24 protein-coding genes, 2 tRNA genes and 1 other annotated feature are annotated in these 21778 nt (G+C 41.1%); of the genes, 25 read left to right on the top strand and 1 reads right to left on the bottom strand.

The annotated features are described in order from the left end of the window. The first annotated feature begins 12 nt into the window (after positions 1-12). From sdhB to ACIQXH_RS03285, 12 genes are all read left to right on the top strand, one after another. Complete coding sequence (gene sdhB / locus ACIQXH_RS03340; RefSeq protein WP_402874562.1) at positions 13-786, top strand: succinate dehydrogenase iron-sulfur subunit; 774 nt, start codon at positions 13-15, stop codon at positions 784-786. A gap of 241 nt (positions 787-1027) precedes the next feature. Then, the gene (locus ACIQXH_RS03335; protein ID WP_403122125.1) at positions 1028-2056 is read left to right on the top strand and encodes a metallophosphoesterase; all 1029 of its coding nucleotides are present in this window, start codon (positions 1028-1030) and stop codon (positions 2054-2056) included. A 164-nt stretch (positions 2057-2220) separates the two neighbouring features. Then, positions 2221-2685 (top strand): acyl-CoA thioesterase, encoded by a 465-nt coding sequence (locus ACIQXH_RS03330; protein WP_402874569.1) that lies wholly within the window; start codon positions 2221-2223, stop codon positions 2683-2685. A gap of 124 nt (positions 2686-2809) precedes the next feature. Beyond that, positions 2810-3034: a helix-turn-helix domain-containing protein gene (locus ACIQXH_RS03325; protein ID WP_402874572.1), complete on the top strand. Its 225-nt coding sequence runs from the start codon at positions 2810-2812 to the stop codon at positions 3032-3034. A gap of 283 nt (positions 3035-3317) precedes the next feature. Then, positions 3318-4121 carry a glutamate racemase gene (gene racE, locus ACIQXH_RS03320; RefSeq protein WP_402874574.1) on the top strand — a complete coding sequence of 268 codons (804 nt, stop codon included), beginning with the start codon at positions 3318-3320 and terminating at the stop codon, positions 4119-4121. A 138-nt stretch (positions 4122-4259) separates the two neighbouring features. Further along, a complete protein-coding gene (locus tag ACIQXH_RS03315; protein ID WP_402874577.1) occupies positions 4260-5330 on the top strand; it encodes a GerMN domain-containing protein in 1071 nt (356 codons plus the stop codon). Between the two features lie 132 nt (positions 5331-5462). Next, positions 5463-5693, top strand: a complete 231-nt coding sequence (locus ACIQXH_RS03310) for a hypothetical protein (RefSeq protein ID WP_402874579.1) — start codon at positions 5463-5465, stop codon at positions 5691-5693. Then, entirely contained in the window at positions 5693-6304 is a 612-nt protein-coding gene (locus ACIQXH_RS03305) for an XTP/dITP diphosphatase (protein ID WP_402874582.1), read from the top strand. Before ACIQXH_RS03310 ends, ACIQXH_RS03305 begins: the two co-directional genes overlap by 1 nt. Positions 6305-6306: 2 nt before the next feature. Next, entirely contained in the window at positions 6307-6819 is a 513-nt protein-coding gene (locus tag ACIQXH_RS03300) for a metallophosphoesterase family protein (protein ID WP_402874584.1), read from the top strand. A 161-nt stretch (positions 6820-6980) separates the two neighbouring features. Continuing rightward, positions 6981-7054, top strand: a tRNA-Arg gene (locus ACIQXH_RS03295). A gap of 156 nt (positions 7055-7210) precedes the next feature. Next, positions 7211-7284 (top strand) — tRNA-Arg (locus tag ACIQXH_RS03290). Positions 7285-7582: 298 nt separating this feature from the next. After that, positions 7583-7783 carry a hypothetical protein gene (locus tag ACIQXH_RS03285; protein ID WP_402874587.1) on the top strand — a complete coding sequence of 67 codons (201 nt, stop codon included), beginning with the start codon at positions 7583-7585 and terminating at the stop codon, positions 7781-7783. Between the two features lie 72 nt (positions 7784-7855). On the opposite strand, the gene ACIQXH_RS03280 is transcribed toward ACIQXH_RS03285, so the two are convergent. Next, on the bottom strand, positions 7856-8119 hold the full coding sequence (locus tag ACIQXH_RS03280) for a hypothetical protein (protein ID WP_402874590.1): 264 nt from the start codon (positions 8117-8119) through the stop codon (positions 7856-7858). A gap of 315 nt (positions 8120-8434) precedes the next feature. Between ACIQXH_RS03280 and ACIQXH_RS03275 the strand changes: the two genes are divergently transcribed. The 13 genes from ACIQXH_RS03275 to tig all read left to right on the top strand — a co-directional run bounded on the left by ACIQXH_RS03275 (position 8435) and on the right by tig (position 21586). Further along, entirely contained in the window at positions 8435-8713 is a 279-nt protein-coding gene (locus ACIQXH_RS03275; protein ID WP_402874593.1) for a 2TM domain-containing protein, read from the top strand. Between the two features lie 164 nt (positions 8714-8877). Next, on the top strand, positions 8878-9057 hold the full coding sequence (locus tag ACIQXH_RS03270; RefSeq protein WP_402874596.1) for a hypothetical protein: 180 nt from the start codon (positions 8878-8880) through the stop codon (positions 9055-9057). Positions 9058-9164: 107 nt separating this feature from the next. Beyond that, entirely contained in the window at positions 9165-9524 is a 360-nt protein-coding gene (locus ACIQXH_RS03265; RefSeq protein ID WP_402874599.1) for a YidH family protein, read from the top strand. Positions 9525-9766: 242 nt separating this feature from the next. Next, the gene (locus ACIQXH_RS03260; RefSeq protein WP_402874602.1) at positions 9767-10042 is read left to right on the top strand and encodes a GNAT family N-acetyltransferase; all 276 of its coding nucleotides are present in this window, start codon (positions 9767-9769) and stop codon (positions 10040-10042) included. Positions 10043-10476: 434 nt separating this feature from the next. Then, positions 10477-10736: a binding site (T-box leader), on the top strand. Between the two features lie 106 nt (positions 10737-10842). Continuing rightward, positions 10843-12558, top strand: a complete 1716-nt coding sequence (gene ilvB / locus ACIQXH_RS03255; RefSeq protein ID WP_402874605.1) for an acetolactate synthase large subunit — start codon at positions 10843-10845, stop codon at positions 12556-12558. A 3-nt stretch (positions 12559-12561) separates the two neighbouring features. Then, a complete protein-coding gene (ilvN, locus tag ACIQXH_RS03250) occupies positions 12562-13074 on the top strand; it encodes an acetolactate synthase small subunit (protein ID WP_402874607.1) in 513 nt (170 codons plus the stop codon). A gap of 47 nt (positions 13075-13121) precedes the next feature. Then, a complete protein-coding gene (gene ilvC, locus ACIQXH_RS03245) occupies positions 13122-14150 on the top strand; it encodes a ketol-acid reductoisomerase (protein ID WP_402874610.1) in 1029 nt (342 codons plus the stop codon). After that, positions 14137-15672 (top strand): 2-isopropylmalate synthase, encoded by a 1536-nt coding sequence (locus ACIQXH_RS03240; RefSeq protein ID WP_402986505.1) that lies wholly within the window; start codon positions 14137-14139, stop codon positions 15670-15672. The genes ilvC and ACIQXH_RS03240 overlap by 14 nt, the downstream gene beginning before the upstream one ends. Before the next feature lie 15 nt (positions 15673-15687). Next, entirely contained in the window at positions 15688-16800 is a 1113-nt protein-coding gene (gene leuB, locus ACIQXH_RS03235) for a 3-isopropylmalate dehydrogenase (protein WP_402986502.1), read from the top strand. A 69-nt stretch (positions 16801-16869) separates the two neighbouring features. Beyond that, positions 16870-18279: a 3-isopropylmalate dehydratase large subunit gene (gene leuC / locus ACIQXH_RS03230; RefSeq protein WP_402958123.1), complete on the top strand. Its 1410-nt coding sequence runs from the start codon at positions 16870-16872 to the stop codon at positions 18277-18279. A gap of 30 nt (positions 18280-18309) precedes the next feature. Beyond that, the gene (gene leuD, locus ACIQXH_RS03225) at positions 18310-18909 is read left to right on the top strand and encodes a 3-isopropylmalate dehydratase small subunit (RefSeq protein WP_402987354.1); all 600 of its coding nucleotides are present in this window, start codon (positions 18310-18312) and stop codon (positions 18907-18909) included. Positions 18910-19072: 163 nt separating this feature from the next. Further along, entirely contained in the window at positions 19073-20107 is a 1035-nt protein-coding gene (locus ACIQXH_RS03220; protein WP_402986499.1) for a tetratricopeptide repeat protein, read from the top strand. Between the two features lie 186 nt (positions 20108-20293). Then, positions 20294-21586, top strand: a complete 1293-nt coding sequence (gene tig / locus ACIQXH_RS03215) for a trigger factor (RefSeq protein ID WP_402874625.1) — start codon at positions 20294-20296, stop codon at positions 21584-21586. Positions 21587-21778: the final 192 nt, after the last annotated feature.

The following is a 21778-nucleotide window of genomic DNA, read 5'->3' as shown; positions in this document are numbered from 1 at the left end:
GGGAGCATAAAAATGGTTGAAACTAAATCTGAGACTAAAACAGTTCGTTTTATTATTACTCGTCAAGATACACCGGATTCAGCTCCTTATGATGAGGAATTTGAATTAGCATACCGTCCGAATATGAACGTCATTTCCGCTTTGATGGAAATTCGTCGTAATCCGGTAACGGTAGAAGGTAAACATACAACTGCAATCGCATGGGACATGAACTGTCTTGAAGAAGTTTGTGGTGCCTGTTCAATGGTCATCAATGGTAAGCCAAGACAATCTTGTACAGCCCTTATTGACCAGTTAGAACAGCCTGTACGTCTTGCTCCAATGCGTACTTTCCCGGTTGTGCGTGACCTTCAAGTCGATCGTAGCCGTATGTTCGATTCATTGAAAAAGGTAAAAGCTTGGATTCCAATTGATGGTACGTATAATCTTGGACCAGGACCACGTATGCCAGAAAAGAAACGTCAATGGGCATATGAATTATCTAAATGTATGACTTGTGGCGTATGTTTGGAAGCTTGTCCGAACGTAAATGACAACTCCAACTTCATGGGACCACAACCATTATCACAAGTTCGTTTATTCAACGCACATCCAACTGGTGCAATGAACAAAGCAGAACGTTTAAACACAATCATGTCAGATGGCGGCCTTGCAAACTGCGGTAATTCACAAAACTGTGTGCAGTCTTGCCCTAAAGGTATTCCATTGACAACCTCGATTGCAGCGTTAAACCGTGATACTGCGATTCAACAATTCCGTAACTTCTTCGGAAGCGACGAAGTTTAATAAGTGGAATCCATACCTTTAAAGGTATGGGTTCTTTTTTGTTGGTTAGGTTACCATCGGCGAATATTCATAAAAACAACTCTTGAATTGAGAGTTGTTTTTTTTTTTTGAACTTAGATCGAACGAATAAGATCATATGCGATGGTTTTAGAAAGAAGAGGTTGAAGATTCTTACGGAATTTATGTAGTATTTTTACTATGGCTAGGGAGATTCTATCTAGTAGAGGGAGGTTGCGGAAGAATGAAAACAAGATATGCGAAGTATGTTTCTTTCAGTATGACGGTTCTATTACATTTGATGGTTTCAAGTCCCTTGGCTTATTCACCGGCATCTAACGTTCAAGCGGTCACCTCATTATCGGACAAGATCATCAACTTTTCGGATAATAGGGAACTGAAAGTTACGATTCTACATACGAATGATACGCATGCACATTTAGAGAATATCCCACGTCGTTTTACCGCAATTCATCAGATAAGAAATACAAGGGAGAATACACTCTTGCTTGATGCAGGCGATGTTTTTTCAGGAGTTCGTTATTTCAATCAATTTCTTGGGCAAGCGGATATTAAATTCATGAATGAAATAGGATATGATGCCATGACACTGGGGAATCACGAATTTGATAAGTCATCAGAGGTACTTAGAAATTTCATTCGTGCTGCTGCTTTTCCATTGGTGAGTGCCAATATCGATCTTTCCAAGGATAAAAAATTAAAGAATCTTGCTCAACCTGTAATCGGTACACCTGGTAACCCTGGAGTTGTATATCCTGCGGTAATCAAGGTAGTGGACGGCCAGAAGGTTGGAATCATCGGGCTAACGACAGAGAAGACGACAATTCTTTCCAATCCTAATAAGAACATCGTATTTGAAGATGCTTTTAAGCATGCTAAGGATACCGTTACATCTCTTGAAGAGAAAGGAGTGAACAAAATCATAGTCATATCTCATCTAGGATATGACCGGGACAAAGATTTGGCAAAGAACCTGGAGGGAATTGATATTATCGTTGGCAGTCATAGCCATACGAAATTGAAGAAACCAGATGTATATAATCAGGAAAAGGAACCAACCTTGATTGTCCAGGCAGGTAAGCATGGTAAATACCTAGGAGATCTTGATTTGACGTTTGATGAATCAGGCAAATTGATAAAATGGAAAGGCAAACTCATCAATATCATGAAGAAAGATCAAGAGGGTGACTTTTTATATCAGGAAGATGAGTGGGCCAAGAAGTATTTAGAGGAATTGAAATCGCTGAAATGAAGGGGGGAAGAGACAACTGTTTCTTCCTTTTTCCTTTATAGGTCGATTGTTTCCCTTTAGACCCTAAAGTATATTTATTATAAGTAAATTAGAAATATCTTCCCATTTTTTCTTTTTTCTTATAAAATGAATGAATAGTCATTCATTAAGGAGGAGTTCTCACAGTGAGTAGAATATCATATATCGATAATATAAAAGAGTGGAGCAATGGATTTTCTTTTAAGCATGAGATTAAAGTCCGTTTTTCAGAAACTGACATGTTCGGACACCTCAATAATACGGTTCCATTCACTTACTTTGAAGAGGCACGGATCGAGTATTTCAATAGTATGGGTTTCATGGTGGACTGGTCTTCGGCAGAAAGTGATGAAATTCCGGTTGTTGCCGATTTACAATGTGATTATATTCAGCAGGTGTTTTTTAACGAACAACTGACGATCCATGTGAAAGCGGCCCACGTGGGCAACTCATCGGTGGATATTCATTATATGGGAACGAAAGAGGATGGGACGATTTGCCTCACTGGGAGGGGAACGGTTGTCCAAGTATCGAAAACGACCGGGAAGCCGGTGCCACTGGCTGAAGAAATGAAAAAGTGGATGTCAAAAACAAGTGTCAAACAACTTTAAAAGTAAAATTTCAATTAGACAAGTAAATGAGTCACTCCCTTGCCCTAGCCGACATACTATATCTTGACTAAATAGACACCCACTCCGGGTTTTATGCTGGTGAAGGCAAGGAGGGTAACATTACTTGAAGGAGAACGAATTCACTCATAAGCCACTACTCACCAAAAGAGAAAAAGAAGTATTTGAGTTACTAGTACAAGACAAAACAACAAAAGATATCGCAGGTGAATTGTTTATTAGCGAAAAAACAGTTCGAAACCACATTTCGAATGCGATGCAGAAGCTTGGAGTCAAAGGACGTTCACAGGCAGTTATAGAGCTCCTTCGTATGGGAGAACTTAAGCTATAATGTGTTGCTTTATTAATACGTAAGCCTTATATATCTTTACTCTCCCGTTCATTTGCAGCATATAAGGAAGGGTGAAACATTTCCATGTTTCCACTTCTTTGGATGCTGCTTATTTTTTATGAGAAGGTTTTCCTGGGCTCGTAAAACTTCTGTCTTGAAATTTATTTCACTTTCTCCCAAAATGGTAGTATGATAAGTTTCAGGAAGTAAGCGAGAAGCTTAGGTATAGGTTTTCTTCATAGAGAATATCATCATGAAATGAAAGAAAAATGAGGCGAGATTTTTGAAACAACCAATTGGAATTATTGATTCGGGTGTCGGTGGCTTGACTGTGGCTAAAGAAGTCATGCGCCAGTTACCGAATGAAAATATAATATACTTAGGCGATACGGCCAGATGCCCGTATGGACCAAGGTCAAAAAAGGATGTCAAAAACTTCACATGGCAGATGACCCGGTTCCTGATGAAACAGGATATCAAAATGCTAATTATAGCCTGTAATACAGCAACTGCAGCAGTGCTGGATGAAATCAGGGCGATTCTTCCGATTCCTGTACTCGGTGTCATCCTTCCAGGGGCAAGGGCAGCTTTAAAGGTTTCTAATTCCCTACATATTGGCGTGATTGGTACAGAGGGAACGGTGAAGAGCAAAGCCTATGACGATGCACTCGTTTCCATAAACTCGGGTGTGGAAGTGGATAGTTTAGCCTGTCCGAAATTTGTCCCAATTGTGGAAAGCGGAGAGTTTCAGGGGGAAATCGTCGAAAGGGTCGTGGCGCAAACGTTGAAGCCGTTAAAGAAAATCAACATTGATACGCTCATTCTCGGTTGTACCCACTATCCTCACTTAGGACCCGTGATTTCGAAGTTCATGGGGGATAAGGTACAAGTCATTTCCTCTGGGGAAGAGACGGCCCGTGAAGCGAGTGTCATTTTGGATTACTACCGACTAAGCAATAGAAGCAAAAGGGTTCCTGTGCACCGTTTCTATACAACGGGTTCTAAAGATATATTTGGTGCAATCGCATCGAGTTGGCTCGGCATAGAAATTGATACGATAGAGACCATCAAGATCGACCATCTATAAGACTTCCATATGGAGGTCTTTTTGGTTTGGATGAATGGGCGGGTGGCGGTAGTTGCCTAAAGAGAAAGGAAAATAATTGGTCTATTTTTGCCTAGGGCTCGTATAAATAGGAGTACAAACTGTCCTAGGAGTGATTTTATGTCCAATAAATCAAAAGTAACAGCAGCAGTGACAATCCTGGCTTCTTCTCTTTTTCTTTCTGGCTGTGGCTTGTTCGGAGCGGGCGAGAAAACGGAAATCGATCCCCCTAAGGATGTTTCTTTAGTGGAGGATGAATCTTCATTGGAAGAGCCGAAAGGGGAGCAACAGCCTGTAGATGAAGGAGAAAAGGCGTCAACTGAAAGTACAGTTAAGACCGAGCTTTATTTAATTGATAAAAGTGGATATGTAGTTCCGCAAACAATGGAGCTTCCTAAATCTGAAGCGGTCGCAAAACAGGCATTGGACTATTTAGTGAATAATGGACCTGTCACAGATAAGCTGCCAAATGGGTTCCGCGCAGTGATTCCGGCAGATACGTCGATAAGTGTAAACATAAAGGAAGGTGTGGCTGTTGCCGATTTTTCACCAGAGTTTAAAAACTATCAAAAGGAGGATGAACTCAAGATCCTGCAAGCCATCACCTGGACTCTGACCCAATTTGATTCGGTCGATAAAATCCAATTGAGGATCAATGGGGAAGATATATCGGAAATGCCGGTAAATGGTACGCCGATCGATGATAATATCTCCCGTGCTTCAGGAATCAATGTCGATGCAAGTGATGTGGTCGATATCTCTAACTCGAAAGCTGTCACGGTCTATTACATCGGTGGGGACGAGGAGTATTCTTATTATGTACCAGTGACACGCAGGGTCAGTGAAACGGAGTCGGATAACGTGACAGCGGCCATTCAGGAATTAACGAAGGGGCCGGCAGGTTCTAACTTGCAAACAAGCTTCATGAGTGACGTAGCGTTGCTTGATCAGCCTAAGGTTGCGGATGGTAAGGTCGTCCTGAACTTCAATGAAAATATACTTGGAAGCTTCAAGGAGAAAAAGGTTTCCCAGGATGTACTTGATGCCCTGGTTTTATCACTAACGGAGCAAAAAGGAATTGAAAGCGTGGAAGTTCATGTTAAGGGGAGTGCAGACCTTCTAAATGAAGAAGGTAAGCCATTATCGGAACCAGTAATCCGTCCTGAAAAGGTGAACACAGGTAGTTTTTAAAGAAACGAGTTGATACCTATAAAAAATGGAGGCAGGCTTTCAGCTGCCTCTTATTCTATTTTTCAAAATAGAGAGGATTTATTTCTAAAAAGTAACCTCATAAGTTTCCGGATTATTGAAGAAGCTGAATTTATGATAAAATTAACTTATCAAATAAAGTTCGATCTTCCTTGTGGTCATCAAGCTGTCCCGACAGGAAGCGGAGAACGAAGTGAACTACGAGTGAGGAACATACTTAATATTTACATAAGACAAGCACCCAATTTACTTGTTCGAACGATGAATAAGTCCATATCGTATTCGGAAGTCAAAGGGGCAAGAGGGAACTCAGTGAAGATAAACGAAAAGGATGAGATGAATTGATGAAAACAGTGATTATTGCGACGAAGAATAAAGGAAAGGCCAACGAATTCAAGAACATGTTTGCGGCAAAAGGTTATGAAGTCAAGACTCTCCTCGACCTGCCGGATGCACCGGATGTCGAGGAAACTGGAACGACGTTCGAAGAGAATGCAATTCTTAAAGCGGAAGCGATTGCCCATAAGGTAGGCCACTTTGTCCTCGCAGACGACTCGGGGCTGATCGTAGATGCGTTAGACGGCCGACCTGGCGTATATTCTGCCCGTTATGCCGGTGAAGATAAGGTTGATGAAGCGAACACGGAAAAAGTATTGAGGGAACTAGAGGGTGTACCAGAGGAGGAAAGAACGGCTAGGTTCTATTGCGCATTGGCATTGGCCTCTCCCAATCAAGAAACGATAACGGTTTCAGGTACGATGGAAGGTTTCATTACGAAGCAACCGATAGGAACCAATGGATTTGGCTATGACCCAATCTTTTTTGTGAAAGAACAGGGCAAAACAAATGCTGAATTGACAAAAGAAGAAAAAAATAATATCAGTCACCGTGCAAACGCATTGAAAGCGTTGGATGAGAAATTGGAAGAATTCCTTAAACGGGAAGAAGGAATGTGATCATGAAGGTCCTGATAATGAGTGATAGCCACGGGCTTACTCATGAAATAAGCATGATCACCGCTCGTCATAAACAAGAAGTCACAGCGATGATACATTGTGGAGATTCGGAACTTGAAAGCAAGGATCCACTTTTGAGAGGGTATTTAGCGGTACGTGGGAACTGTGACCATGATCATGCCTTTCCTAACGATCTCATTCAAGACATTGCTGGCAAACGCTTCTTCATTACCCATGGACATCTGTATAATATTAAGATGACACTGATGAACTTATCATATAAAAGTGAAGAATCCGGTGCTGATATCGTTTGTTTTGGGCATTCTCACGCAGCGGGATCTGAACGTATCGATGGAAGGTTATTCATCAATCCTGGCAGTATTCGCCAGCCTCGGGGGCGAAAAGAAAAAACGTATGTAATTTTGTCTATTGAAGAAAACGTACTTGAAATCACGTATTACGATCTTGAAGGAAACACGGTCGAGGAACTAAATAAAGCTTATAAAACCAACTGACTTAAGGTATAATGAACAGGAAGCATTCTGTGCTTCCTGTCTGCAAAAAAAATTATTAAAACCATTGACTTTCTTTTAATATGCTAATATAATAAGAATTGTCCTAAGGGATCTTAAGTAAGGTTAATACATAAGTGTTACCGCAACTTATATCATAAAATGTCTCAGTAGCTCAGCTGGATAGAGCAACGCCCTTCTAAGGCGTCGGTCGGGAGTTCGAATCTCTCCTGGGACACTACCAAACAGTCAAATCCTTTTAGGGTTTGGCTGTTTTTTTATTGAATATAAATCTTCTGGTGAAAATAAAAAAATGTTGACTTTTCTATTATATTTCACTATAATAAGAGTTGTCTTAAATGACCAAGAATTTTCATACATAGTGTTACACAATGTCTCAGTAGCTCAGCTGGATAGAGCAACGCCCTTCTAAGGCGTCGGTCGGGAGTTCGAATCTCTCCTGGGACACTATCAAAAACAGCCAAGGCCTTTTATAGGGTTTGGCTGTTTTTTCGTTATATAAAGGTTTGTCATGGCATTTTATAATGATATGTTTGTTTCCCCTATCATTATTCCCATAGGATTCAAGAGGGGAACATTTCACTAGAGGATATGGATGAAGAATACTGTTGATCATGGAGACAATGATTTGAGGCCATAGATCTATTGCCTTTTAGTTTCTTTTCTAACTTGTTTATATTTCTATTTTTAGAGAAGGTGGATTCTCTTTTATGTCGAACTGTATAAGAATAAGGGAGATGTTTAGATGAATAAAGATAGCTTATTTAAATTCATTCAAACTTCCACGCGAGGGAATTTCTTTTCAGTAGAGATAGCCCAAGATGGAACCAAAGTAGTTCAAATGGCCAAGGAGTTAGAACAAGAAGGCAGAATCAAACTAAGAGAGTGTAAGTCGCAAAATCAAGGCGTTTACCTTGAAGGCATCCTTAAATTCATTCCTAGTTAATACCATCGGTTCAGTTAGGAAGAGGAAAAAAGCATCCAACGAGTTGGATGCTTTTTTCTGTGTCTGATTCATTCAATTCTTATTTAACGTTTCGCGGTTTTTATTGATGATTTCACGGTTTTTGATTATGGCGGTATTTATTTCTTCAAGCGGTGTTCGGATGACATCTTGTTCATTTTCAAATGGTGTGAGATTAGATTGATCTTTCAATAATATATCAATGGTATCGCGTAACTGAAGCATTGATATATTGAATTTTTCCGAAACGCCTTGTAGGGCTTTATGTATTTCAGGGTTCTGGATAGAAGAAACAACCTTTCCGGAATCAGAGTTCAATAATATATCCTCCTCTAAAGCTTGATGTGAATATACATAGCTTATTATTGAGATATGGTAATTATACATGGAAGACATGTTTTTTTCATGGGGAATTAAACTCAATTTGGATTTCATGCAGAATAAAATATTATAGGAGGATATTATTAGACCAGCTGCTAATTTCATCAAGAGGGTGTGAAAGGGATGAGATCCTCTCTTGAGTGAGTAACGGGAAGGCGTCGCTATATAGATCTGATTTCGATAATGGTAAATAAAGTAAATTAAAAGTATAATGAAAAAGTGAGTTTGTGTTTTGATGAAGGAGGCGTAGCGATGGAAAAGGATGAAAGCTATTTGAAAGCAAAAAAAAGGGTGGAGAAATTAAAGGGTTTTTATATCCATTTAATCGTTTACATCTTGGTGAATCTTTTGCTTATAATGATAAACTTATTGACCGACGCTAGTTATTTGTGGTTTCTCTATCCCCTTGGCGGCTGGGGAATCGGAATCCTTATACATGGTTTAACAACGTTTGCGAGCGGGAACTTCGGGTCGCAATGGGAAGAAAGAAAAATTAAAGAATATATGAAAAAAGATAATAAGGACCTTTAATAAATACTTGTAACTAAGGAGGCTATATTGGCTTCTTTATTTAATTTGGCTCGATAATAAAAGTTGAAACTTTGACTTTATCAAGATTTTGGACCATTTGTCTTTTGAATATAGTAAAATGGAGGCTAAGAGCTTAATAAATAATCATTTTATAGGAGTTGCTCATGAAACAGTTTGGTTGGTTTGTAACGGGAATCGGGGTTTTGATCGCATTGTTTGCCCTGCTTTATCCCTTGAATGTTATCAGTAAAACAGTTTGCATATATTTACTGCTCGGAGGATCGGGTCTTATGTTCGTTGGATCTATGTTTAGGGCCTTTTCCCTTCTTAAGAGAAGCGAATAATGACCGGTTGGGTTGATATAGTAGGGTGACTCTATGTACAATTGAGGAGTCTCCTAAATATCAGCCTTTTTTTAGGGGAGATTTTTGAAAAAATAAGGTGATGAAAAATGGACAAGAACCAATTGAAATATGCACAACAGCATTTGGCCAATGAACGAACTTTTTTGGCGTGGATCCGAACTGTGATTGCAATTGTGGGGGTGGGTTTTCTAACAACAAGTTTGCATTTTACGATAGGTGTGTACCGAGATGCCCGAATCGATTTGATCAGTATCGTGCTTGGGATGTTCACCTGCTTTTTGGGTCTAGTGATCACCATATTGGCAACGGTGAGTTATCTTCAGAAGAAGAAGCAAATTAATGAGGAGACCTTCAAGCCTTCCTCGGCCCAAGTCATTCTCATTGCGGTCTTTATGCTCATCTTGCTATTGATGGTCATTTTATATTTTCTTTTTATCAAACTATAACCATTTGTCCTATTTGTTAGGGCTTTTTTTTATGGGGTGTTGCTGGTTATTTTCTTTACGTGATAACGGAAGTTGGCTAAATAAAAGAAATAAGAAAACTTTTTTCTGTTTACAATCCTCTAGTATAGGTTAGAAGTAAGGGGAGGGCTCACTCAGATTTATAAAGTCTATGTGAATTCCAATTATTTGTTTAGTAACCAGATTATGATATATGATAAGGGGTATAAAAGGAGGTCATCAAGATGGTAGATATCCAAAAAGGTGAAGGGTCATTTTTTGTCAAGGACTCTGGTGAAAAGCTAGCTGAAATTACGTTCTTTAAATCAGGTGATCACGAAATCACGGTGGATCATACGGTTGTATCCGACAAACTACGCGGACAGAAGGTTGGGAATGCGCTTGTTGAAAAAGTGATTGAACTAGCGCGTAATGAAAATCTTAAAATCGTTCCGGAATGTACATTCGTTCAAAAGCAATTTGAAAAAAATGAAGCATATGAAGATGTATTGGCTAAGTAACGATATAGGGCTGGACTCTAGGAAAAGGAATGGATTACCATTCCTTTTCCTAGAGTCCAGCCTTTTCCCTTTGTTTTTTATAAAGTGTCTGGGGGAGGGTGCCAAGGGGACACCGCTTCTTGTAATTACCAATAAAATGCAGAAACACCCTTTCAAAATAAACATCGGTTGCAGGCAAATTGGATGTTTGGTATGAATATGGAATGCATTATGCTTTAGTTTGTATTTTTTTTCATTATTTTCAAACTAAAAAAATATTTTTTTAAAATGTGAAAATAGGATAATGGTAGGGATGAAAGCGCATACAATAAAACTTATAATTTAGAATTGTCTAAAAATTCATTAAATACCTGTTGACTACACTCCAAAATGCGAGTAAGATAATCTCAAATACAAGACATCAAACATTAGCGTTTCAAAAAAATATGAATAATGAGAAAACATTGAAAAGGATAAGTAGTCTTTTTTCAAGACATTCACAGAGAGCCGGGTTGCTGAGAACCGGTATTGTCCCAAAAGATGAACTCACCTTGGAGTTTCAGCTTGAACGTTATACTAGTAGGGCTGAACGGGTGCGTACCAGTACCCGTTACCAAAACAGAGAATAGTTGTATACTATTCAAAGTGCGCATGGAAGTTCATGCGAAAAAGGGTGGTACCGTGGAGCGGCTGATTAAGTCTTTTCACCCCTTTAACTTGCTAAGTGCAAGTACATTTGGGGTGAAAAGGCTTTTTTGTATGCCTAAAAATCCGAATATTTTGAATTTAATCGAGTGAGAAAGCGGAGGAGGTCTTTACGAATGACACAAAAAGCAGTAGTGGCTGATCGAAAAAGTGGAAAGACACATTATAGTGGTGCCGAATTTTTGATGGAAGCATTGAAAAAGGAAAATGTTGAAGTCATCTTTGGGTACCCTGGTGGTTCTGTATTGCCGATATATGACAAGCTTTATAGTTCAAAGCTTTTTCATATCTTGACACGACATGAGCAGGGTGCAATCCACGCAGCAGAAGGGTACGCCAGGATTACTGGCAAACCGGGAGTGGTCATTGTAACGTCCGGTCCTGGAGCAACGAACATTGTAACCGGCCTAGCGGACGCAATGATTGATTCTCTTCCACTTGTTGTTATTTCGGGTCAGGTAGCTACTAGCGTAATTGGTTCGGATGCCTTTCAGGAGGCAGATGTACTCGGGATTACAACCCCAATTACAAAACATAACTATCAAGTGAGAAAGCCGGAAGACCTCCCACGTATCATCAAAGAAGCATTTTATATCGCTTCAAGCGGACGACCGGGACCTGTTTTAATAGATATTCCTAAAGACATGGCAATCTTGGAAGGGGTAGCGACGGAAGAGGATCCAGTGATGGACCTGCCAGGCTATCAGCCAACGACAAAGCCGAATTACTTACAAATAAGAAAGCTTGTTGAAGCGGTAAGTGGTGCGAAAAGGCCCGTCATCCTTGCTGGAGCAGGTGTCCTTCATGCAAAGGCATCTCATCTCTTGAAGGAATATGCCGAACAACAAGGCATACCAGTAGTTCACACCCTCCTTGGCCTTGGTGGTTTCCCAGCCGAGCATCCGCAATTTATTGGAATGGGTGGCATGCATGGTAGTTTTGCGGCAAACATGGCGTTATCGAAATGTGATCTGTTGATTAATGTGGGGGCAAGGTTCGATGATCGCTTGACCGGAAACTTAGCCAAATTTGCACAATATGCAACTGTTGCCCATATCGATATTGATCCAGCGGAAATCGGAAAGAATGTACCAACCAAGATTCCTGTAGTCGGCAGCGCAAAAGAAGCTTTAACGGAGTTGATTGCCCAAAGTGGTAAAAAGCCTGACATTACGGAATGGACTGAACAGTTGAATGAGTGGAATGCAGAATTCCCATTACGTTATACCCAAGAAGAAGGGGTGCTGAAACCTCAACGTGTCATTCAAATGCTCCATGAAAAAACGAAGGGGGAAGCCATTGTCACGACGGATGTTGGTCAGCATCAAATGTGGGCGGCCCAGTACTATCCATTTAACAAGCCTAATTCATGGGTCACATCCGGTGGCCTGGGTACGATGGGCTTTGGCTTACCGTCCGCACTTGGAGCACAAATGGCCAATCCAAAAGCGACAGTTCTTTCGATATCTGGCGATGGTGGTTTTCAGATGTGCCTTCAAGAACTTTCGGTCATTGCGGAAATGAATCTGCCGATTAAGATCATCATCATTAATAACGGTGCGCTTGGAATGGTAAGGCAATGGCAGGAACTCTTCCATGACAATCGCTTTTCACACAGTGTTTTCCAGTCTCAACCCAATTTCGTTAAATTGGCTGAAGCATATGGAATTCCAGGGTTTAAAGCGACTACCGAGGAAGAAGCCAATGCATGCCTCGATGAAGCATTCACGATAGATGGACCGGTTTTGATCGATTTCCGTGTCAAACAAATGGAAAATGTCTTTCCGATGGTAGCATCAGGAAAAGGGCTGGATGAAATGGAAGGAGTTTAAGCAATGAGGGGAATTCTTAGCCTTACCGTGAACAATAGACCAGGCGTCCTTAACCGGATCACGAACCTGTTCACGAAAAGGAATTATAACATTGAAAGCATGACAGTCGGGCAATCCGAGCAGGAGGGCATTTCAAGGATGACCTTCGTGGTCGATGTTGATGACGAAACGGTCATTGAGCAAATCACAAAGCAATTAAATAAGCAGATAGAAGTGCTTAAAGTGATTGATATCACGAATCAATCGATTGTAGCCAGGGAACTGGCGCTCATCAAGATATTGGTGACAAGCCAGACCCGACCTGAAATCTATTCGGTAATTGAGCCTTTCCGGGCCTCTGTTATAGATGTAAGTAAAGATAGCCTGACGGTTCAAATCACTGGGGAATCAGACAAAATCGAAGCCTTCATTGAACTGATCAAACCGTATGGCATCAAAGAGTTGGCAAGAACCGGGACGGCGGCCTTCCCTCGCGGAATGCAGTTGTCACATGCAAAAAGCGCAACAATCGTATAAAAACAACCAAAAAAAACTATGGATATGAAAAGGGAGATGTATTAATAATGGCAAAAGTATATTATAACGCAGAAGCAAACGAGAATTTTTTCAACAATAAAAAGGTAGCGGTAATCGGATACGGTTCACAAGGACACGCACATGCTCAAAACTTACGTGATAGCGGTGTGGATGTAATCATCGGAATCAGAAAAGGTAAATCATTCGATAAAGCTGTAGAAGATGGATTCAATGTATATACAGTTAAAGAAGCGGCAGAACAAGCAGATGTAATCATGAACCTTTTACCAGATGAAACGCAACCAAAAGTATACCAAGAAGAAATCAAACCTGTGTTGCATGCAGGTCAAGCATTAATGTTCGCACACGGATTCAACGTTCACTTTAACCAAATTGTCCCACCAGCCGACGTGGATGTATTATTAGTGGCTCCAAAAGGTCCAGGACATCTTGTTCGCCGTACATATGAACAAGGTGCAGGGGTACCGGCATTATTCGCAATCTACCAAGATGTGACGGGTGAAGCAAGAGAATTGGCACTTGCTTACGCTAGAGGAATCGGAGCACTAAGAGCGGGTGGATTGGAAACGACATTCCAAGAAGAAACAGAAACAGATCTTTTTGGAGAACAGGCAGTGCTTTGTGGCGGATTGACTTCCCTTGTAAAAGCTGGGTTTGAAACATTGACGGAAGCTGGATACCAACCGGAAGTTGCATACTTCGAGTGTTTACATGAATTGAAATTAATCATCGACCTTATGTATGAAGGCGGTATGGAAAATATGCGTTATTCCATCTCTGATACGGCTCAATGGGGAGATTTCGTTTCAGGACCACGCGTTGTGACAGAGACGACAAAAGAAGCGATGAAAGCCATTTTAAAAGACATCCAAGACGGGGAATTCGCAAAAGGATGGATCCTAGAAAACCAAGCGAATCGTCCAGTCTTCAATGCTATCAATAACCGTGAAAACAAACACCAAATCGAAGTGGTAGGTCGTGAATTAAGAAAAATGATGCCATTCGTCAAACCTCAACAAACAGAGAAAGAAGTGGTAGCCGTTGCGAAAAATTAATATTTTTGAAACAACACTTCGTGATGGGGAGCAATCGGCCGGTGTGAACTTGAATTTTACCGAAAAGCTGGAAATTGCTTATCAGCTTGAAAGGCTTGGTGTGGATATCATCGAAGCCGGTTTTCCGGCAGCATCCAAAGGGGACTTCAATTCCGTACAGGAAATCGCGCGCAAAATCAGAAACAGCTCTGTTACAGGGCTGGCGCGCGCTGTAAAGGGAGACATTGACGCTGCGTGGGACTCATTGAAAGTCGGAGCAGAACCAAGGTTGCATACATTCATCGCCACGTCTCCGATCCACCGTCAATACAAGTTGAAAATGTCAAAAGAACAAGTGATTGAAAAATCAGTTGCCATGGTCAAGTATGGGGCAGAGCGTTTCCCAATCGTACAATGGTCTGCCGAAGATGCCAGTCGAACTGAACTTGACTATCTGGCTGAAATAGTCGAAGCGGTCATTCAGGCGGGGGCGAAGGTTATCAACATTCCGGATACAGTGGGATATGCCGCCCCGATTGAATACGGAAACATCTTCCGTTACCTACGTGAAAATGTTCCTTCCATCGATAAGGTGAGCCTATCGGCTCACTGCCATGATGATCTTGGAATGGCAACAGCTAACTCATTGGCTGCCATTGAAGGTGGGGCTACCCAAGTCGAGGGAACGATAAATGGAATTGGCGAACGTGCCGGCAATGTGGCCCTTGAAGAAGTGGCGATGGCTCTTTATATCCGAAAAGATTTCTATCAGGCGGAGACGGGTCTTGTCTTGAATGAAATCAAAAGAGCTAGTGATCTGGTTAGTCGTTTAACGGGAATGCAGGTACCTGCAAATAAAGCCATTATCGGGGCCAATGCCTATGCGCATGAATCCGGGATTCACCAAGATGGCATGTTGAAAGAAAAAACGACGTATGAAATTATCTCACCGGAACTGGTCGGTGTGTCTGCCAATTCGCTTGTTCTAGGTAAGCATTCTGGACGGCATGCTTTCAAAGAGAGATTACAAGAATTGAATTTCTCTGTAACGGATGAAGAAATGAATTCTTTATTTGTCCAGTTCAAAGAATTGGCGGATAACAAGAAAACCATGACGGACGAAGATATCGTAGCTCTTGTCCTTGAAGAAAAAGCGACGGATATCAGTTTTTATGACCTGATTTCCTTTCAAATATCTCATGGTACCCATCAAGTTGCCACGGCAACGGTTACGTTGAAAAAAGGCGATAGTGAAGAAATACAGGAAGCGGCAACGGGTGCTGGTAGTGTTGAGGCCCTCTATAACACGCTTGAAAGATGTTTGGGTAGTCAAATCAACCTCCAGGATTACAGAATCCAATCTGTGGGAGCTGGGATGGATGCCTTAGCACAAGTTTTCGTAAAAATCGATTACAACGGTGTGGAAACGAGTGGACGTGGACTGGACCAGGATGTATTGGAAGCCTCGGCAAAAGCTTATTTAAACGCGGTGAACCGTGTAGTCATCATGAAGGAATTAGAAGAAAAAGCAGTCATGCAGTAGGAAGGGGAGATTTCGATGAAAAGGAATATTGCGGTGCTTCAAGGAGATGGCATCGGTAAAGAAGTGACTAGAGGCGCTGTAGAAATTCTTGAAGCCGTTGCTCAACGGTACGGGCATGATTTTGAATTTCAATATGGCGAAATTGGTGGTAGCGCTATCGATAACACGGGATCGCCACTACCGGACGGGACAGTAGAGATTTGCAAGAATAGCGACGCGGTATTATTAGGGGCGGTCGGGGGACCGAAGTGGGACACTCAACCTGCGCACCTAAGGCCAGAGCGTGGTTTATTGAAAATCCGCAAAGACCTGAATCTCTATGCTAACATCCGGCCAATTAGCTATTATTCCAGCTTGTCGGAGTCTTCACCTCTTAAAAAGGAATTCATTGAAGATGTCGATTTCGTTATTGTACGCGAGCTGACGGGTGGCCTTTATTTCGGGAAGCCGAGTGAGCGGGTGGAACGAGAGGGGAAGGATGCGGTCGTCGATACCCTTTTTTATCAGAAAGATGAAATGAAGCGCATCATTGAACTTGCATTTAAATTAGCCTCTGACCGCAAGAAAAAAGTGACATCGGTCGACAAAGCCAATGTCCTGGAATCCAGTCGGATGTGGCGTGAAACGGCTGAAGAAATCGCCAAAGATTATCCAGAAGTGGAACTTGAACACATGCTTGTTGATAATGCTGCGATGCAGCTCATAAAGAATCCGAAACAATTTGACGTTATTGTGACGGAAAATATGTTTGGTGACATTTTAAGCGATGAAGCATCCGTCTTGACTGGTTCACTTGGCATGTTGCCTTCCGCTTCGATCTCTACGGAAGGTCCCAATTTATATGAACCGATCCACGGATCTGCCCCTGATATTGCAGGAAAAAATCTAGCAAATCCTATTGGGACGATTTTATCGGCAGCATCGTTGTTACGCCTATCATTCGGATTGGAAAATGAGGCCGACGCGGTCGAGCAAGCGGTGGAAACGGTACTGAACTATGGATTAAGAACAGGTGATATTGCTAATGGTCAATCACCAATCACGACGACGACAGAAATGATTGCCCAAATAAAAGCAACTCTATTAGACCAGGAAGCCATCTCCAACATCATGGGAGCTTATGCATAACCTTCTTTCACGGCCTAAATCTAGGCCGTGTTTTTTAAAAAAATATAAAATTGATCGAGGTGGATATAAGTGGGTAAATCTATAATTGAAAAAATATGGGATCGCCATATTATATATGAAGAGGAAAATAAACCGGATTTATTGTATATAGATCTTCAATATATTCATGAAGTAACATCCCCTCAAGCATTCGAAGGTTTGAGATTGAAAGGGCGTAAAGTAAGAAGGCCCGACCGGACTTTCGCAACAATGGACCATAATGTGCCTACTATAAATCGCCATTTCATTTCGGATGATATTGCAAGAAAACAGTTGGAGGCACTTGATAAAAACTGTAAGGAATTCGGTATCCGTCTTGCTGACCTAGACAGCCCAGAACAAGGAATCGTTCATGTCATCGGTCCGGAATTAGGTCTTACACAACCTGGTATGACGATTGTTTGCGGGGACAGCCATACATCTACGCATGGGGCGTTCGGATCGATTGCTTTCGGAATCGGAACAAGTGAAGTGGAGCATGTTTTGGCCACTCAATCCCTATGGCAGACTAAACCAAAAACGCTCAAGCTTGAGGTTAATGGGAAACTCGGTCATGGAGTCATGGCGAAAGATGTCATTTTATATGTTATATCCAAATTCGGTGTTGACTTTGGGACAGGACATATCATTGAATATTGTGGGGAAGTTTTCGATGCCATGTCAATGGAAGAAAGAATGACCGTATGTAATATGTCAATCGAAGGCGGTGCTCGTGCTGGGCTAGTGGCACCAGATGAAACAACCTTCTCCTATTTGAAAGGTCGGAAATATGTTTCAAAAGGTGAAGAGTTTGAGCGTTGCGTTCAGGACTGGAAGGCACTTGTTAGTGACGCAGATGCGGTTTATGACCGGGAAATCGTCCTTGATGGCAGTTTGATTTCGCCAATGGTCAGCTGGGGAACAAATCCGGGCATGGCTAGTGGAGTGGATGAACGGGTACCGACTTTTGCAGAGGATATCACTAATTCGAAGGAACTCGGCCGCGCGCTTGAATATATGGGACTTCAAGAAGGAATGGCGATTACGGATATTCCGGTTCAACATGTATTTATCGGTTCTTGTACCAATTCCAGAATTGAAGATTTACGTCAGGCTGCTGAAATGATTGAAGGCAGGACGGTTCATAAAGGTGTTCGAGCAATGGTGGTACCAGGCTCACAAAGTGTCAAGAAGCAAGCGGAAGATGAAGGATTGGATGAAATTTTTAAATCGTCAGGCTTTGAATGGCGGGAATCAGGTTGTAGCATGTGCTTGAGCATGAACCCGGATGCGGTGCCTCCTGGTGAACACTGTGCCTCCACGAGTAACAGGAATTTCGAGGGCCGACAAGGGGCAGGGGCCAGGACCCATTTAGTAAGTCCAGCCATGGCAGCGGCTGCGGCCATATACGGGAAGTTCGTTGATATAAGAAACTTGAAAAAAGCTGAGAGAGTTCAGTAAATACAAATTAATAGGAGGTGCACAATGGAAATGGAACCCATTACTATATATAAAGGAAGAGCGGCGGCACTAAATCGGAAAAATGTGGATACCGATCAAATCATTCCAAAGCAGTTTTTAAAACGGATTGAACGAAGCGGCTTTGGCGAATTCCTGTTCTATAACTGGCGCTTTGATGAAGAAGGAAATGAACGCCCTGATTTTGAATTGAATCAGCTTCAAAATCGTGATACCTCGATTTTGATTGCGGGTGAAAACTTTGGCTGCGGGTCATCAAGGGAGCATGCACCATGGTCGTTGAAAGATTATGGTTTCGATATTGTCATCGCACCATCTTATGCCGACATATTCAAAAGCAACTGCATGAAGAACGGAATGGTTCCCATCGCATTAAACCATGAGCAAGTCCAGTACCTGATGGAGAGGGCCGCTTCCCCTGATTATGAACTGACTGTCGATTTACCGAATCAAACGGTGAAAGATGGCCAAGGGTTTGAAGCAAGCTTCGAGATTCATCCATATTGGAAGGAAATGCTCGTCAAAGGCTGGGACGAAATATCGATCACCCTTCAATATGATGAGAAAATAGCAGCTTATGAAAAGCAAAAAGATGCAGTTTCTAATGCGTAATGAATTCAAAAAAAGGCTTCCTATCCATTAAAATAGGAAGCTCTTTTTTGTGGAGTTTTAAATTACATATAAGTGGAATGGATACCTTGGAAGGTGACTGTTTTTTGAATTTCATTCTATTACATGCTAAACTATTTTCCAAAAGCGAACGGCGAGGTGAATAATGATGGTTGGGAAACATGGAAAGAGCACAGAGGATTCGAAGGTCGTCCCATTTCCTAATCTAGGGGAAAGGTTAATCATAAAGGGCCTCGACGAGCTTGGAAAAAGGAACTTTAAAGACGCAGCCCGGCTCTTCAGTCAAGCACGGGAATTTGAGCCGGATAATGATGAAGTATGTATGGGCCTTGTCGTTTCCCTGGTTGAGCTCGAGTATTATGAAGAGTCCAAAGAATTGTGCCAAGAGATGCTTAATAAAGGAATCGGTGACTATTTCCAATTGATTAACATCTATTTAATGGTGCTACTCCAATTGAATGAACATCAGGAAATGATTACGACAATTGAACTTTTATTTGATGAAAACCAGATCCCCTTCGACAAAGAGGAGCATTTTGAAAAGATGCTTCACTTCAGCAAGCGGGCCCTTGAAGATAAAAAAGAGGAAACCGAAAGGGAATTACAGCTGCGGGAAGAAGAATTACAGAAGGAAGAGTTATTCGCAGGGAAATCGGATAAAGAAATGCTACTTGTGATTTCTAAACTTACGAATCTTAATATTCGACCTTTTGTCCCCCAAATCGAGCAGTTTCTTCAAGACCGTGATGGACACCCATTTTTTAAAACGATGCTATTAAACATCCTTATAGACCAGGAGTATAATGAAGAAGTAACCGTTTGGAAGTTCACGCAGTCCAAGATTGTCAATCCAAAAGAGCTGGTAACCTTGAAGGAAACAAGCTTCCATAAAACGATCACGAACCTGACAGAAGAGGAAATCAGTCATAAAAATCCGAGTTTATTTGAAATGGTGCACAGCCTAATTGAGCGGCATTCCTTTTTATTGTATCCATTCGAACCAGAATCAGATATGATACCGGCATGGGCGGCTGCCTATCATGCGTTAGCCGAAGAGTACATGACAGGGGAAGATAGGATCCAAGAAATAGCGAATAGTTATTCCGTTGATGGGGAAGCGGTTACGAATATTCTAGCCACTATAAAAGAAATCGAAGAAATTTCTTATCCCATTATTTAACCTATTGCTGTTGTAACGGTTTGAACCTGTGTTATAATGTAGTGGTTGTAATGTATAATCGTCTAATTTTGACGAATTCCCAATTTTTTTCTTGGGTATATTTGAAGGATGACTTGTTAACACTTGCAAAGCATATTCATCCAATGCTTATTATTGAAGTATATAGATCTTTTTGGAGGGAAACACATGTCTGTAAAATGGGAAAAACAAGAAGGTAATCAAGGCGTATTAACAATCGAAGTAGAAGCTGTAAAAGTAAACGAAGGTTTAGACGCAGCATTCAAAAAAGTAGTTAAACAAGTAAACGTACCTGGCTTCCGTAAAGGTAAAATGCCACGTCAAATGTTCGAAAAGAAATTCGGCGTAGAATCATTATATCAAGATGCTCTTGATTTCATCCTTCCTGATGCATATGCAAATGCTGTCGAAGAAGCTGGAATTCAGCCTGTAGATCGTCCAGAAATCGACATCGAGAAAATGGAAAAAGGTGAAAACCTAATCTTCACGGCTACTGTAACAGTTAAGCCTGAAGTTAAATTAGGAGATTACAAAGGTGTTGAAGTGGAAAAATTCAATACTGAAGTAACTGACGAAGACGTTGATAACGAATTGAAATCAATGCAAGAACGTCAAGCTGAACTTGTCGTTAAAGAAGAAGGACAAGCTGCAGAAGGCGATACAGTCGTTCTTGATTTTGAAGGATTCGTTGATGGTGAAGCATTCGAAGGCGGAGCTTCAGAAAACCATTCACTAGAAATCGGTTCTAACTCATTCATCCCTGGTTTCGAAGAGCAACTTATTGGTCTTGAAACTGGCGCTGAAAAAGACATCGAAGTTACATTCCCTGAAGAATACCATGCTGCTGAACTTGCAGGTAAACCAGCTGTATTCAAAGTGAAAATTCACGAAATCAAAACAAAACAACTTCCTGAGTTGGATGATGAATTCGCGAAAGACGTTGACGAAGAAGTTGAAACGTTAGCTGAACTTAAAGAAAAAACAAAACATAAATTAGAGCATGACAAAAAACACGAAGAAGAAAACTTCGTACAAAACACTGTAATCGGTAAAGCTGTTGAAGGTGCAGAAATGGACATTCCTGAAGCTATGATTTCTAACGAAGTAGACCGCATGATGAATGAGTTCTCTCAACGCATTCAATCTCAAGGCCTAAACTTAGAACTTTACTACCAATTCTCAGGTCAAGACGAAGAAGCATTAAAAGCACAAATGAAAGAAGAAGCTGAAGGACAAGTTCGTACAAGCTTGACTCTTGAAGCTATCGCTGAAGCTGAAAAAATTGAAGCAACAGATGAAGACGTTGAAGCTGAACTTGCAGAAATGGCTACAATGTACAACATGGAAGTTGAAGCAATCAAACAAGCTCTTGGAAACTTAGAAAGCATCAAAGGCGATCTTAAAATTAAGAAAGCAATTGACTTCTTAGTGGAAAACAGCAAAACTGTTGAAGCAAAATAATTTATTTTAAGTAAGTGTTTACTAATATTTTCTTCAAAGAAACAAGGCGCGAGTAATCGTGCCTTGTTTTATACATATTAAGAATTTGTTGGTAATTTTAACTATCGGATAGTTTCTGATTGATTTTTTTTTCATTTCAGTGTAGATTAATTCTAATGCTGCATATACATATTTATACAGAAAAACCTTATT

It is taken from the genome of Peribacillus sp. NPDC097225, from assembly GCF_044761955.1.
Taxonomy (GTDB): Bacteria; Bacillota; Bacilli; order Bacillales; family DSM-1321; genus Peribacillus.
This window is presented reverse-complemented; position numbering and strand designations above follow the sequence as displayed.